This is a genomic window from Rahnella contaminans (assembly GCF_011065485.1).
Classification (GTDB): Bacteria; Pseudomonadota; Gammaproteobacteria; order Enterobacterales; family Enterobacteriaceae; genus Rahnella; species Rahnella contaminans.
In genome coordinates, this window is sequence record NZ_JAADJS010000001.1 from 1,136,267 (window position 1) to 1,148,709 (window position 12,443).

Consider the following 12,443-nt stretch of genomic DNA (forward strand, 5'->3'; position numbering starts at 1 on the left):
GGGGTCGAATGGAAAGTTCATCGCCATTAATTACTCTTTGTTCTCTTGCGCAAAAAGCGCTGGATCAGGCGACCAACAATTTAGGCCAGATCAGGCAGTCGCATAATCAGGCTGAACAGCAACTCACGATGTTGCTCAACTACCAGCGTGAATATCGCGAAAAACTCAATTCCACCATGACCGGCGGCATAGCGGCGAACACCTGGCAGAACTACCAGCAGTTCATCGGCACGCTGGAAGTGGCGATTGACCAGCACCGCAAACAATTACAACAGTGGGATCAGCGGCTCAATGCCGCCGTTCACCAGTGGCAGGAAAAGCAACAGCGGCTGAACGCGTACCAGACATTGCAATCCCGTGCCAGCGAGCAGCAACGTTCTCTGGAAAACAAGATTGATCAAAAACAGAACGATGAGTTCGCCCAGCGCAGCGCACACAGGAAGAAAAATCCATGAATCTGAATATTTTGCCTGCTGCCGTTACCACGGCAAAGACGACCACGAGTGCAGCGACCGGCAGTTCGTCCGCCACCAGCGCGGCGACGACGGATGTCACCGCTATTGGCGAAAGCACCGCGTCGTCTCCGGCAGATTTTGCCAGCCAGCTCGAAGCCCAGCTGGGCTCAAAACTGGATCCGAAACTCACCAGCGCGCTGGCGAAACTCGGGCAGCAAATCAGCGCTAAAGGCGAAACGGTGGATAAAGATACGCTGACGCAGGCGGTCACCACCGGCGAGAAAGACGGCAGTCTGACGCTCGATGACAGCGATCTGAGCAAAATGATCGCCGCCATTCAGGTTTTGCCGACCGGCAGCCTGAAGGGAACGTCGGTGAAAGACATCGCGCTGAGTGACAAAGACAAAGATGCCGATTCTGCGGATGCCAGCATTCAGGCGTTGTTCGCCCAGCTGGCGGTACAGCAACAGCCTGCGCAGCAGATTCAGACCGTGACCGCGGCTGCAACACAGACGGCCAGCGACGACACCCGTGCGCAGAACGCCAGCACCCTGCTTTCCGGCCTGAACGTCACGGCGTCATCGCTGCTGACCGGCGACGGTAAAACTGCCGCGGTGACCGACACCGATTCGAAAACCGCGGCAACCGCCTCGGGTAATGCGGCCTCTGTCGCCACAACGTCTTCACAGCATGCCGCCAGCAGCAAAAGCACGGCGTCCACCAATGCCGCTGATTTCAGCAGCGCACTGGCGTCAATGAGCGCGGCGGCAAACAGCACCGCAGCCGTTCAGCAAAACGACAGCCGTACGCTCGACAGCAATTCAACGGCATTGAATCAACTCAATACCGCCGCCGTTGCCGTGTCTTCTGCTTCAGTTCCAACGACGCCAACCACCACCAGCGTCGTCACCGCGCCGTCCACGCCGGTGCTGAACGCCCAGCTGGGCACACCGGAATGGCAACAACAGCTCGGTCAGCAGGTGATGATGTTTAACCGTCAGGGACAACAGACGGCGCAACTGCGTCTGCATCCTGAAGATCTGGGTTCCATTCAGATCAGCATGAAGATTGAGAACAATCAGGCGCAGCTGCACTTTGTGTCCGGCCACAGTGGCGTTCGTTCTGCCCTTGAAGCCGCCATGCCAGAGCTGAAAACCGCGCTGGCCGACAGCGGCATCAGCCTGGGGCAAAGCAGCGTCGGCAGTGACAGTTCGCAATGGCAGCAGGCTCAGCAGCAAAGTTCGCAGTCCGGTACGCCTCAGGGTGACGCGTCAAGCTGGGCGGCCTTTAATTCCGGCAGCAGCACGTCGGTCAGTGACGCCCTGCCCGTTCCGGCTTCTATTGCGCAGCGGATTGGGGGAAATAACAGCGTGGATATCTTTGCATAGCGTTTTACAGATGCGTAAAACCTCGCAAAATTGTTTCAGATAATTGCAGCCGGTCAGTTCTCCCTTAATTCAAACGGCAGAGCTGACCTTATTTATCCCGCCTATTCTGACTATTGAACAACAGGATAAGCGGGATAATCATTCTCAGAATTGACTCAGCAGTCCGGTGCTCCTCACGCCAGTCTGCTCATACTTACAGGAAATCGCCCCATCCATGTCTGACTCTGCTCTCACGGCGTCGCGTAAGAAAAAAAAGCGGCCGTTAATGATGATTCTGCTGTTACTCATTACCCTTGGAGCCTGTGGTGCGGCCGGTTACGCCTGGTGGATGATGCACAAACAGCAGCCTGCGAACGGTAGCGCGGCTGAAGTGAAGAAGAGCGAGCCACCTGCGGCGCCGATCTTCCTGGCACTGGATACCTTTACCGTTAACCTGCAAACGCCGGATAACGATCCTGACCGCGTGCTGTACATCGGCCTGACCCTGCGTCTGCCCGATGAACAGAATCGGGCTATTCTGAATGAATACCTGCCTGAAGTTCGCAGCCGTCTGCTGCTGCTCCTGTCCCGCCAGAAGACGGCGGATCTCGTCAGCGAAACCGGTAAACAACAACTGGTGCAGGACATCAAACAGGTTCTGGACGCGCCACTGGTCAAAGGTCAGCCACCTCAGGTGATCAACGACGTGCTTTTCACTGCTTTCATACTGCGATAAACAAATTATGGGCGACAGCATTCTTTCACAGGCCGAGATCGACGCACTGCTTAATGGCGACAGTGACAGCGCAGCCGAGTCGGCAAGCGCGGCACAAGCCAAAGCGTCGGACGACGGTGTAAAACCTTTTGACCCCACGACGCAACGTCGCGTTGTGCGTGAGCGGTTGCAGGCGCTGGAAATCATTAACGAGCGTTTTGCCCGTCACTTCCGTATGGGGCTGTTTAACCTCTTGCGTCGCAGCCCGGATATCACGGTCGGGCCGATCAAAATCCAGCCTTACCATGACTTCGCCCGCAACCTGCCGGTGCCGACCAACCTGAACCTGATCCACCTGAAGCCCTTACGCGGCACGGCGCTGTTTGTGTTCGCGCCAAGTCTGGTCTTCATCGCGGTGGATAACCTTTTTGGCGGTGATGGCCGTTTCCCGACGAAAGTGGAAGGCCGCGAATTTACTCATACCGAACAGCGCGTCATCAAACGCATGCTGACGCTGGCGCTCGACGCCTACGAAGATGCGTGGAGTGGCGTTTACAAGCTGAGCGTGGAATATGTCCGTGCTGAATTGCAGATCAAGTTCACCAACATCACCTCTTCCCCGAACGATATCGTGGTCACCACGCCGTTCCACGTGGAAATCGGTGCGCTAAGCGGTGATTTCAACATCTGTATTCCGTTCAGCATGATTGAACCGTTACGTGAGTTGCTGACCAATCCGCCGGTCGAAAACTCGCGTCATGAAGAAAGTCAGTGGCGTGAAAACCTGGTGCATCAGGTACAGCAATCTGAACTGGAGCTGGTGGCGAATTTCGTTGAAATCCCGCTGCGCCTGTCTCAGATCCTGAAACTGCAACCGGGTGATGTTCTGCCGATTGAAAAACCGGATCGTCTGATTGCACACGTCGACGGCGTTCCGGTGCTGACCAGCCAGTACGGCACCATAAACGAACAATACGCCCTGCGCGTTGAACATTTGATCAACCCAATTTTAAATTCTCTAGATGAGGAACAGCCCCATGAGTGACACCAATAAACCGTCTGACGCCGGATCGGATAACGTTGACGATTTATGGGCTGATGCGTTTAACGAACAACAATCTGCGGGCAGCGCCAAAGCGTCAACCGAGGGTGTTTTCGCCGCGCTGGGTGCCCAGGACGGAGCGGGCAGTTTGCAGGATATCGACATGATCCTCGATATTCCGGTGAAACTGACCGTTGAGTTAGGCCGTACCAAAATGACCATCAAAGAACTGCTGCGCCTGTCGCAGGGTTCGGTTGTCGCACTCGATGGCCTGGCCGGTGAGCCGCTGGATATTCTCATCAACGGTTATCTGATTGCTCAGGGTGAAGTGGTGGTTGTCGCCGACAAATACGGCGTGCGCATCACCGACATCATCACGCCGTCAGAGCGTATGCGCCGGTTGAGCCGCTGATGAGCCAGACTGCGGCCACGGATTCTCCGTACGTTCAGGGGGCTCAGACTCACGCAACGACGCAGACTTCAGCCCAGGCATTGCCCGCCAGTTCTGTGCTGACACAGGTCAGTACGGTGCTCGGCGGCATTCTGCTGCTGATCCTGTGCATCGGCTGGGTGGCCAAACGTACCGGATTCGCGCCGCAGTCAAAAAATAACAAACTGCTGAAAGTGACGGCCCGTGTTCAGGTTGGCCGCAGCGAAAAAGTGGTGATCGTGGAAGTGGATAATACCTGGCTGGTGCTGGGCGTGACCGCGCAAAACATCACCCCGCTGCACACGCTGAGCGCGCCGCCGGAAGTCCAAACGCCGGATTCAGGCACTACAGACAGTCAGCCTGCGGATTTCCGTCAGCTGATGCAGAAAATGTTGAAACGTCCGGGAAAGCAGGCATGACCCAGTCCGCCGTGAACCAATTGATGAAATCCGCCTTTACCGCTGCCCGTCAGCGCCCTGTTCGCCTGGTCGTCCGCCTGTGCCTGCCGCTGCTGCTCTTTATTATTAGCCCGGCCGCGTTCGCACAGTTGCCCGGTATTATCAGCCAGCAGATGTCCAATGGTGCCCAGAACTGGTCGCTGCCAATTCAGACGCTGGTGTTCATCACCACGCTGACGCTGCTGCCCGCCATGTTGCTGATGTGTACCAGTTTTACCCGCATTATTATCGTGCTCGGCCTGCTGCGAAATGCGCTGGGTACGCCGTCCGCGCCGCCAAACCAGGTTCTGCTGGGTCTCGGGCTGTTCCTGACCTTTTTCGTGATGGCGCCGGTTTTCGACAAAATCTACAGCGATGCCTATCAGCCGTTTACCGAAAACAAAATCACCATGCAGGATGCCATGGACAAAGGCGCTCAGCCGCTGCGCCAGTTCATGCTGCGTCAGACCCGTGAAAGCGACCTCGCGTTGTATGCCCGTCTGGCAAACATCCCGCCTCTGGCTGGCCCCGAAGCAGTGCCGATGCGTATTCTGCTGCCCGCTTATGTCACCAGCGAACTGAAAACGGCATTCCAGATTGGCTTCACCGTGTTTATTCCGTTCATGATTATCGACCTGGTCGTCGCCAGCGTGCTGATGGCGCTGGGGATGATGATGGTGCCACCGGCCACCATCTCACTCCCCTTCAAGCTGATGCTGTTTGTGCTGGTCGACGGCTGGCAACTGCTGCTCGGTTCACTGGCACAGAGTTTTTACAGTTAATTCAAAACGCCAAACTTAATGGGCGTCAGCGTCGCAGCCAGTTTGTTCGCCGCCAGCGCGGAGCACCCGCAGCGTACATAAGTACGTGAGGAGTGCGAGCACTGCCGGAGGACAAAATGGCAAGTGAGCTAGCCCAAGCAGGTTCGCATTTTACGAGAATCTTATGACTCCTGAATCGGTAATGGCATTAGGCAATGAGGCGATGAAAGTGGCTTTGGCCGTTGCCGCACCGCTGTTGCTCACGGCGCTGGTCACCGGGCTTATCGTCAGCCTGTTGCAGGCGGCGACGCAGATCAACGAACAAACGCTGTCCTTCATTCCTAAAATTCTGGCCGTTGTCGCGACTATCGTAATCGCCGGTCCGTGGATGCTGAATCTGCTGCTCGATTACATGCGTACGCTGTTTACCAACCTGCCTTACATCATCGGTTAACCCATGGTTTCCTTCGACAGCACGCAACTTGCCGGATGGCTCAGCATGTATTTCTGGCCGCTGCTGAGGATTCTGGCTCTGATCAGCACCGCGCCGATTACCAGCGAGAAATCCGTCCCGAACCGCGTAAAGCTCGGTCTGGGCATGATGATCACGTTTCTGATTGCGCCGTCGCTGCCGCCTGTCGATACGCCGATATTTTCCACGCCTGCGCTGTGGCTGGCGATGCAGCAAATCATGATCGGCACCGCGCTGGGCATCACGATGCAGCTGGCGTTTGCTGCTATCAGGATGGCCGGTGAAATCATGGGGCTGCAAATGGGGATTTCTTTTGCGACGTTTTACGATCCCAGCAACCGCCTTAACACCCCGCTTCTTGCGCAATTTCTGAACCTGCTGGCAGTCCTGCTTTTCCTGAGCTTCAACGCTCATCTCTGGCTGATTTCCCTGCTCGCCGACAGTTTTCACACACTTCCCATCAGCCCGAATCCGGTCAACGCCGAAGGTTTTATGGCCGTGGCGAAAGCAGGCAGCATTATTTTCAGCGGTGGCCTGATGCTGGCATTGCCGATTGTAACCCTGCTGCTCACGCTCAACATGGCGCTCGGCCTGTTAAACCGCGTCACACCGCAGCTTTCCGTATTTGTTATTGGTTTCCCGTTAACCCTCAGTATTGGCATTCTGGCCATCGGCCTGATGATGCCTATGCTCGCTCCTTTCAGCGAGCATCTGTTCAGTGAAATCCTGGATAAACTGGTGTTGATCATGAATCTGTTTGCAGCGGATTAGTTTTGACGCGTCCCTTTCTCCACAAACTGCATATCCCCGACTTTGCCGACGGTGAATTTGCTGTCTTTGTACGTGACCACCGTAACGCTGGCGTTTTGCAAAGGTGCGCGCAGGTTTTCTTCGGGCGTCATACCTTGCAGCATTGCCATGATGGCCATGCCGTGCGACACAATCAGGACGTTACCGCCGCCTTCGGCAAGGGTTTTCTGCGCGATATCATGCAGCGCGGCCTGCATACGGTTTTTTACCTGCGTGGCGTTTTCTGTGGTGTGCGTAGGGTCAACGGCGGCCAGCGTATTCATCATGGTTTCGAGAGTAATCTGCCCTTTTGAGAGCGCCTGCGTTACAGAACTGAGGTCTGCAAAACCCAGTTTCTTTGCCACGGGTGCCCACATGACAGCGTCAAGCTCACCTTCATAAGGGCCGAAAAACGTTTCGCGCAGACGCTCATCTTCCGTCACCGGTAACGTCTGCCCGGCGAAGGTCAGCGCGATTTTTGCCGTCTGACGTGCGCGGCCGGAGTCACTGGAATAGGCGGCGGTAAACGGAATGCCTTTCAGGCCACGCCCGAGATCTTCTGCCACGGAAACACCGGCTGCCGTGAGCGGCGTATCAGACCAGCCCTGCGCACGGTGCGCGGTGTTAAATAAGGTTTTGCCGTGACGCGTGATGTAAAATGTGACGACGTTTTTCTCCGCCGTCGCCTGTGCCGAAGACGCAGGTACCGGCGCGGCCTGCGCATTGATGAAACCGAAGACTAAAAATGAGATCAGTGTTTTCCAGAGCATTTTTTTCATCATAATGTCCTTTTAATGTGTTGATTAAAATATGTTGAATTTGTAATCCAGACGAAACTCCGCCGCAAAACTGTCGGCGCTTTTGATATTTCCATGATGATCGACAATCGGTGAAGTCCCTTTATGTTCATAGGTTCTGCCGGGTCCGATCATAGCGAAAACAGATAAATCCTTGAGTTTTTTTGACGCCGGTTTCCACAACGTGTAGACGTTTAATTCTCCCTCTTTCACCGGCTGTCCCTGGAAATCAAAGAAGCCATAATGCGTATTAATGCCCAGGACTAATTCCGGCGTGATGTGGTAATCCACATCCAGCGACAATACTTTTTCCTCGTCGCGCATATAATCCAGCCCGGCCGTGGTCATCGAATTAAACGTACCGCGCGAGTTTTTACTCATATGTCGGGGATACATGCCGATCCCGCCTTCTTTATTCGCGTCGGTATAAGCCAGCCCGCCTTTGGTTGTCCAGCCGTTATATTTCCACGTCATGTCCGCGGCATAATGATTGGCGCGATGATCGAAGTCCTTTTTGTTATTCGCCATGCTGTCCCATTTATCCAGCGCCTGCGTCATATAAATCTGCACGCCGTAGGACAACGATTTGTTTTGTTTCAGATTCAGCTCCAGCCCGTTTCTGCGCAAATAGTCTTCACTCTCACCGTAGAAATAAAGCGCCGTCAGGTTATCTGTTTTGAACTGAACATCGCCGGTGTAAATCGTGTCAATCGCATGGCCGTCGCTGGTCATGAAATTCACTTTATCCGGCGAATCACGGTTCAGCGATTTGGTCAGATACGCCAGCCGCAGGCGGTAGGCGTCATAAGTCAGGTCGCCGCTCCAGCCATTATACGTATTGGGCGCGGCGCGCATTGAGGTGGTCAGCACACCCAGTTTGATGAGTTTCCAGCCGCCATACAGATTGCCTTCGACGCCTGACTGCGAGAATTTCGCTTTACCGAAAAACTGTCCCAGTTTATTAAAGCCTTTGGCCTGACCATCGTCATCATACAAAATCCCTCTTGACGCGAAATTATCGGCAGCCGCCAGTTTAATCACGCCATAATAAGAGGCATCGACACCAATAGCGTCAGCTAAATAGCCTGACTTATAATCCAGTGCCAGCCCCTGTCCCCATGCGGAGTGGACATTACGTTTATCTGTTTCACCTTCATCAAGATATTTCCATATATTGTGTGTTCCTAAATCGAGGGAACTGTTTTTTATAAAACCAGTTTCCGCAAGGTCATCTATACCGGCAAAGGCCAGCGAAGGTGAACAAAGAATACCGGTTATCAGTGCCAGAGCGTGCTTTTCCATAGCGAATGTTCCATCAGGCCAATGTTTTTCAGGGTGCATTTATAAAAGGCAAAAAAAAACCTGAGCCGATATCTCCCGGGGAACGGGAAATTTCAGTTCAGGTTTTGCCTGCCTATGCAGTAACAATCCGGGAATAAACATAACCGGTTTGAGAATAAAAAACAGTGCCGCAGGATAGATTTAAGGATTAAAAGAAAATTTTGTGAAGCGAATCAACTTTATTTCGCGCAATATAAGCTTTTTCTTAACGGGCGGGAAAATTAACAGCTGATCTCTTTGCCGTTTCTTTTAGGAGAAATCTATAACAGGGCAACGTAATAACATCAGCTTATTAATACTCTTATATTTCCCGCGTCAGCAGCGCCATCACTTCATAATGCGCGGTATGCGGGAACATATCGAAAATCTGGACGCGCGCAATGGCGTAGCCCGGCAATAAAGCCAGATCCTTTGCCATCGTCTGCGCATTACAGCTGGAATACAAAATGGTGTCCGGCGCCATCTGGCTCAGGTAATCACACAGCGTTTTGCCGATGCCACGCCGTGGCGGATTCACCAGAACCAGATCCGGGACGTCGCCTTTTCCGGTCGCAAAACCGGTGGAATCCAGCGCCTGGAATTCGACGTTTTTCAGCCCCAGACGGCGGGCTGATTCTCTGGCGCAGGCGATGGCTTCCGCGCTGATTTCAATGCCGGTCAGTTGCATGTCTGGCGTGGCGCAATGCAGGCCAAAACCGCCGACACCACAGAACAGATCCCACATGCTGGCAATATTGCCGCGCTCATGTACCCAGTCACGCGCGGTGGCGTAAAGCCGTTCAGCAACCTGCGGATTGGTCTGGAAGAAGCTCTGCGGACGGATAAACAGCGGCACATGGTTAAATTCTTCTTCAAGACGTTGCACGTCCGTCAGCGGGATTTCGGTGTCACCTTCGAGGATCGCCATATGCACCGGCTGGATGTTGGCCGAAATCACGGTCAGCTGTGGCAACTGCTGTTGCAACCACGGCAGCGCGGCGCGCAGCTGGGCCAGTTTGGCCTCTGAACGCAGAACGAAACGCAGCATCATACCGCCGCCTTTCTGGCTTTCGGTCAGCAACAGGAATTTCAGCTCGCCACGCTTACGCGCTACGTTGTACGGCGTCAGGCCTGCGCGGGCGATAAAGGTTTTAAGCACTGAAAATACAGCAGGGAAACTGGCGGGATACAGCGGGCATTCGCATAAATCTACCGGCGTGCCGTCGCGGTGCACCATACCAAGCAACGGGCGCTCCACGCTGCCGCTGACCACCATTTTCGCTTTATTTCGAAAAGCACTTTCCGGCCCGGTCACCGGTTCGCGCCATTCTCCGACCGGCAAACCTTCCAGCAGAGAGTGTAAATCCCGCTGTTTGTCGGCTAACTGTTGCGAATAAGGCGTGTCGAGCCACTGACATGAGCGGCAGGTTCCGGCGGTATAAAGTGCGCAGTGCATGAAAGAATTCCGGTCATCGAATACGGAGAAAAATCTGGCGCGCAGTGTATCACCACACGGCCTGAAAGGCTCACCTGCTGCAGGTGCTATTTACGTTTCGCAAAGTAGCGACGGCTGCTGGCTGGCACGAAAAGCAGGAGCAGAACCACAATATCGGGGATTTTTTGCACCAGCAGCGCGGTGAGAAACTCGCCCTGGGTGTCGACATCAAAACGAAAAATACGCGGTCCGAACCATTCGAAAGACGCCAGCAGCATGTAACCGACGACAATCACCTGGCAGCCAATAAACGCCCGGCGCCCCCAAATCCGCGCACGCATCATCGCGTACGCTGCACGGCATTCAATCAGCACAATCAGCAGGCTCGCCAGCAGGATAAAACAGTTCAGCCACGACTCTGCGCTGACTTCGATAAAGCTCATCAGCCCTGAAAAACCCATGGCGTCAAACAGCAAAATAAACTCAAGGCAGCGCGTGGCAACAATCGCCGAGGCTGCAATCATGACGGGAACAGGGATAAATGCCAGTTTCATAAATCCGTTTGGGATCTCCATTTACGTTCAGGGCGGAAATATCCGCCCTGAAATTATCTTATATTCAGCTACGCTGTGCGCGCTGGATATCCTTGATCCGCTGTTTCTCAGCTCTGGACATAAACCACCAGGCAATCATGCCAATGATGCCCACCACCAGCAGGATGAGCGTTGCCAGTGCGTTGATTTCCGGGTTAACGCCCATTCTCACACTGGCGAAGACCAGCATTGGCAAAGTCGTTGCGCCCGGCCCGGCGACAAAGCTGGCGATAACCAGATCGTCGAGCGACAGCGTAAACGCCAGCAGCCAGCCGGAAATTAGCGCTGGCAGGATCATCGGCAGTGTAATAATGAAGAAGACTTTCACGGGCGCCGCGCCTAAATCCATCGCGGCTTCTTCGATGGAACGATCCAGTTCCCGCAATCTCGCCGACACCACCACCGCCACATACGCACTACAAAACGTCACATGCGCCAGCCAGATGGTAAACATGCCACGCTCAGCCGGCCAGCCAAAAGCGTGCCCCATCGCCACAAACAGCAACAGCAGCGCCAGACCCGTGATCACATCGGGCATAACCAGTGGTGCCGTCAGCATAAACGCAAAACCCGTCGAGCCACGAAAACGCTGGAATCGCACCATCACGACCGCAGCCAGCGTACCGACAATCACAGCCATTGTGGCCGCCGCCGTGGCAATCGTCAGGCTCATTCCCACCGCGCTAATCATCGCAGAATCGTGGAAAAGCTGAGTATACCAGCGGGTAGACCAGCCCGCCCAGACCGTAACAAGCTTAGAGCTGTTAAACGAATAAATAACCAGCATCAGCATCGGCGCATACAAAAACGTAAAGCCGAGCACGAGAATAAGAATTCGCCACGGCGAACGGACAACCGGTAACTGATTCATTCTTTTTCTCCCAGCTCTTTATTTTGGTATTTCTGGAACCACAGGATCGGCATGATCAGCAGTAACAGCATCACCACCGCCACCGCAGAGGCCACCGGCCAGTCGCGGTTATTGAAGAATTCCTGCCACAACACGCGCCCGATCATGTTGCTGTCCGGGCCACCGAGCAGTTCAGGGATCACGTACTCGCCGACCGCCGGAATAAAGACCAGCATGGAGCCGGCAATAATCCCACCTTTGGTCAGCGGCATAATCACTTTGAAGAAAGTTTTCATCGGCCGGGCACCCAGATCGGACGCCGCTTCCACCAGCGAATAATCCATGCGGGTCAGCGCGGTGTAAATCGGCAGGATCATAAACGGCAGATACGAATAAACAATCCCGATATACACCGCCAGATTGGTGTGCAAAATCACCAGCGGCTGGTCTATGACGTGCAGCCACAGCAGCACGTTGTTCAGTACACCGTTGTCTTTGAGAATGCCAATCCAAGCGTAAACGCGGATCAGGAATGACGTCCACGACGGCAGGATCACCAGTAACAGCAAAATGTTACGCATGGATTTGCTGCTGTGGGCCACGGCCCACGCCAGCGGATAACCAATGAGCAGGCACAGAATCGTGGAAATGGCGGCCACTTCCAGCGATTGCAGATAGGCATCAATATAAAGCGGATCTTGCGTGAGCCCGATGTAGTTACCGATGTTGAGCGCAATATCCAGCATGCCGTCTGACCATGTGACCAGATCGGTATACGGCGGAATGGCGCGCGCCATCTCGGCGAAACTGATTTTAAAAACAATCAGGAACGGCAGTAAAAAGAGCAGCAGGAACCACACCAGCGGCAATAAAATCACCAGCTTACGGCCATGACGTTGTTGCAGACGTCCGGTCAGGGCTTTGAATCCGCCCGGAGGTTTCGCGGTGGTCACTTCAGAAATCAAAGACATCATCGTCCC

General features: G+C 54.3%; 15 protein-coding genes. 9 read left to right on the forward strand and 6 right to left on the reverse strand.

What is annotated here, in order from left to right:
- Positions 1-8: 8 nt before the first annotated feature.
- The 9 genes from fliJ to fliR all read left to right on the forward strand — a co-directional run bounded on the left by fliJ (position 9) and on the right by fliR (position 6,450).
- A complete protein-coding gene (fliJ, locus tag GW579_RS05035) occupies positions 9-455 on the forward strand; it encodes a flagellar export protein FliJ (RefSeq protein ID WP_152326970.1) in 447 nt (148 codons plus the stop codon).
- Positions 452-1,843 (forward strand): flagellar hook-length control protein FliK, encoded by a 1,392-nt coding sequence (locus tag GW579_RS05040; RefSeq protein WP_165057886.1) that lies wholly within the window; start codon positions 452-454, stop codon positions 1,841-1,843. The genes fliJ and GW579_RS05040 overlap by 4 nt, the downstream gene beginning before the upstream one ends.
- A gap of 214 nt (positions 1,844-2,057) precedes the next feature.
- Entirely contained in the window at positions 2,058-2,558 is a 501-nt protein-coding gene (gene fliL, locus GW579_RS05045) for a flagellar basal body-associated protein FliL (RefSeq protein WP_165057887.1), read from the forward strand.
- A gap of 7 nt (positions 2,559-2,565) precedes the next feature.
- A complete protein-coding gene (fliM, locus tag GW579_RS05050) occupies positions 2,566-3,582 on the forward strand; it encodes a flagellar motor switch protein FliM (protein WP_152326967.1) in 1,017 nt (338 codons plus the stop codon).
- Positions 3,575-3,991 carry a flagellar motor switch protein FliN gene (fliN, locus tag GW579_RS05055; RefSeq protein WP_104922229.1) on the forward strand — a complete coding sequence of 139 codons (417 nt, stop codon included), beginning with the start codon at positions 3,575-3,577 and terminating at the stop codon, positions 3,989-3,991. Before fliM ends, fliN begins: the two co-directional genes overlap by 8 nt.
- The gene (fliO, locus tag GW579_RS05060; protein WP_165057888.1) at positions 3,991-4,428 is read left to right on the forward strand and encodes a flagellar biosynthetic protein FliO; all 438 of its coding nucleotides are present in this window, start codon (positions 3,991-3,993) and stop codon (positions 4,426-4,428) included. The genes fliN and fliO overlap by 1 nt, the downstream gene beginning before the upstream one ends.
- A gap of 23 nt (positions 4,429-4,451) precedes the next feature.
- Positions 4,452-5,228 carry a flagellar type III secretion system pore protein FliP gene (gene fliP, locus GW579_RS05065; RefSeq protein WP_165058723.1) on the forward strand — a complete coding sequence of 259 codons (777 nt, stop codon included), beginning with the start codon at positions 4,452-4,454 and terminating at the stop codon, positions 5,226-5,228.
- Between the two features lie 163 nt (positions 5,229-5,391).
- On the forward strand, positions 5,392-5,661 hold the full coding sequence (fliQ, locus tag GW579_RS05070) for a flagellar biosynthesis protein FliQ (protein ID WP_165057889.1): 270 nt from the start codon (positions 5,392-5,394) through the stop codon (positions 5,659-5,661).
- Positions 5,662-5,664: 3 nt separating this feature from the next.
- Positions 5,665-6,450, forward strand: coding sequence for a flagellar biosynthetic protein FliR (gene fliR, locus GW579_RS05075; protein WP_165057890.1), 786 nt, complete (start codon positions 5,665-5,667; stop codon positions 6,448-6,450).
- On the opposite strand, the gene GW579_RS05080 is transcribed toward fliR, so the two are convergent.
- From GW579_RS05080 to potH, 6 genes are all read right to left on the reverse strand, one after another.
- Positions 6,447-7,250, reverse strand: a complete 804-nt coding sequence (locus GW579_RS05080; RefSeq protein WP_206738757.1) for a histidine phosphatase family protein — start codon at positions 7,248-7,250, stop codon at positions 6,447-6,449. The two genes, fliR and GW579_RS05080, sit on opposite strands and share 4 nt — an antisense overlap.
- Before the next feature lie 21 nt (positions 7,251-7,271).
- A complete protein-coding gene (locus GW579_RS05085; protein WP_165057891.1) occupies positions 7,272-8,567 on the reverse strand; it encodes an OprD family outer membrane porin in 1,296 nt (431 codons plus the stop codon).
- A 340-nt stretch (positions 8,568-8,907) separates the two neighbouring features.
- On the reverse strand, positions 8,908-10,041 hold the full coding sequence (gene rlmC / locus GW579_RS05090; RefSeq protein WP_165057892.1) for a 23S rRNA (uracil(747)-C(5))-methyltransferase RlmC: 1,134 nt from the start codon (positions 10,039-10,041) through the stop codon (positions 8,908-8,910).
- An 86-nt stretch (positions 10,042-10,127) separates the two neighbouring features.
- The gene (locus GW579_RS05095) at positions 10,128-10,574 is read right to left on the reverse strand and encodes a YbjO family protein (protein WP_152326961.1); all 447 of its coding nucleotides are present in this window, start codon (positions 10,572-10,574) and stop codon (positions 10,128-10,130) included.
- 64 nt (positions 10,575-10,638) lie between these two features.
- Positions 10,639-11,484, reverse strand: coding sequence for a putrescine ABC transporter permease PotI (gene potI / locus GW579_RS05100; RefSeq protein ID WP_152326960.1), 846 nt, complete (start codon positions 11,482-11,484; stop codon positions 10,639-10,641).
- Positions 11,481-12,434 carry a putrescine ABC transporter permease PotH gene (gene potH, locus GW579_RS05105; protein WP_152327191.1) on the reverse strand — a complete coding sequence of 318 codons (954 nt, stop codon included), beginning with the start codon at positions 12,432-12,434 and terminating at the stop codon, positions 11,481-11,483. Before potH ends, potI begins: the two co-directional genes overlap by 4 nt.
- Positions 12,435-12,443 lie beyond the last annotated feature (9 nt).

What these genes read in the sequence shown, in the direction of transcription:
- fliJ (WP_152326970.1), top strand. Translation starts at nt 9, where the DNA reads ATGGAAAGTTCATCGCCATTAATTACTCTTTGTTCTCTTGCGCAAAAA.
- GW579_RS05040 (WP_165057886.1), top strand. Translation starts at nt 452, where the DNA reads ATGAATCTGAATATTTTGCCTGCTGCCGTTACCACGGCAAAGACGACC.
- fliL (WP_165057887.1), top strand. Translation starts at nt 2,058, where the DNA reads ATGTCTGACTCTGCTCTCACGGCGTCGCGTAAGAAAAAAAAGCGGCCG.
- fliM (WP_152326967.1), top strand. Translation starts at nt 2,566, where the DNA reads ATGGGCGACAGCATTCTTTCACAGGCCGAGATCGACGCACTGCTTAAT.
- fliN (WP_104922229.1), top strand. Translation starts at nt 3,575, where the DNA reads ATGAGTGACACCAATAAACCGTCTGACGCCGGATCGGATAACGTTGAC.
- fliO (WP_165057888.1), top strand. Translation starts at nt 3,991, where the DNA reads ATGAGCCAGACTGCGGCCACGGATTCTCCGTACGTTCAGGGGGCTCAG.
- fliP (WP_165058723.1), top strand. Translation starts at nt 4,452, where the DNA reads ATGAAATCCGCCTTTACCGCTGCCCGTCAGCGCCCTGTTCGCCTGGTC.
- fliQ (WP_165057889.1), top strand. Translation starts at nt 5,392, where the DNA reads ATGACTCCTGAATCGGTAATGGCATTAGGCAATGAGGCGATGAAAGTG.
- fliR (WP_165057890.1), top strand. Translation starts at nt 5,665, where the DNA reads ATGGTTTCCTTCGACAGCACGCAACTTGCCGGATGGCTCAGCATGTAT.
- GW579_RS05080 (WP_206738757.1), bottom strand. Translation starts at nt 7,250, where the DNA reads ATGATGAAAAAAATGCTCTGGAAAACACTGATCTCATTTTTAGTCTTC.
- GW579_RS05085 (WP_165057891.1), bottom strand. Translation starts at nt 8,567, where the DNA reads ATGGAAAAGCACGCTCTGGCACTGATAACCGGTATTCTTTGTTCACCT.
- rlmC (WP_165057892.1), bottom strand. Translation starts at nt 10,041, where the DNA reads ATGCACTGCGCACTTTATACCGCCGGAACCTGCCGCTCATGTCAGTGG.
- GW579_RS05095 (WP_152326961.1), bottom strand. Translation starts at nt 10,574, where the DNA reads ATGAAACTGGCATTTATCCCTGTTCCCGTCATGATTGCAGCCTCGGCG.
- potI (WP_152326960.1), bottom strand. Translation starts at nt 11,484, where the DNA reads ATGAATCAGTTACCGGTTGTCCGTTCGCCGTGGCGAATTCTTATTCTC.
- potH (WP_152327191.1), bottom strand. Translation starts at nt 12,434, where the DNA reads ATGTCTTTGATTTCTGAAGTGACCACCGCGAAACCTCCGGGCGGATTC.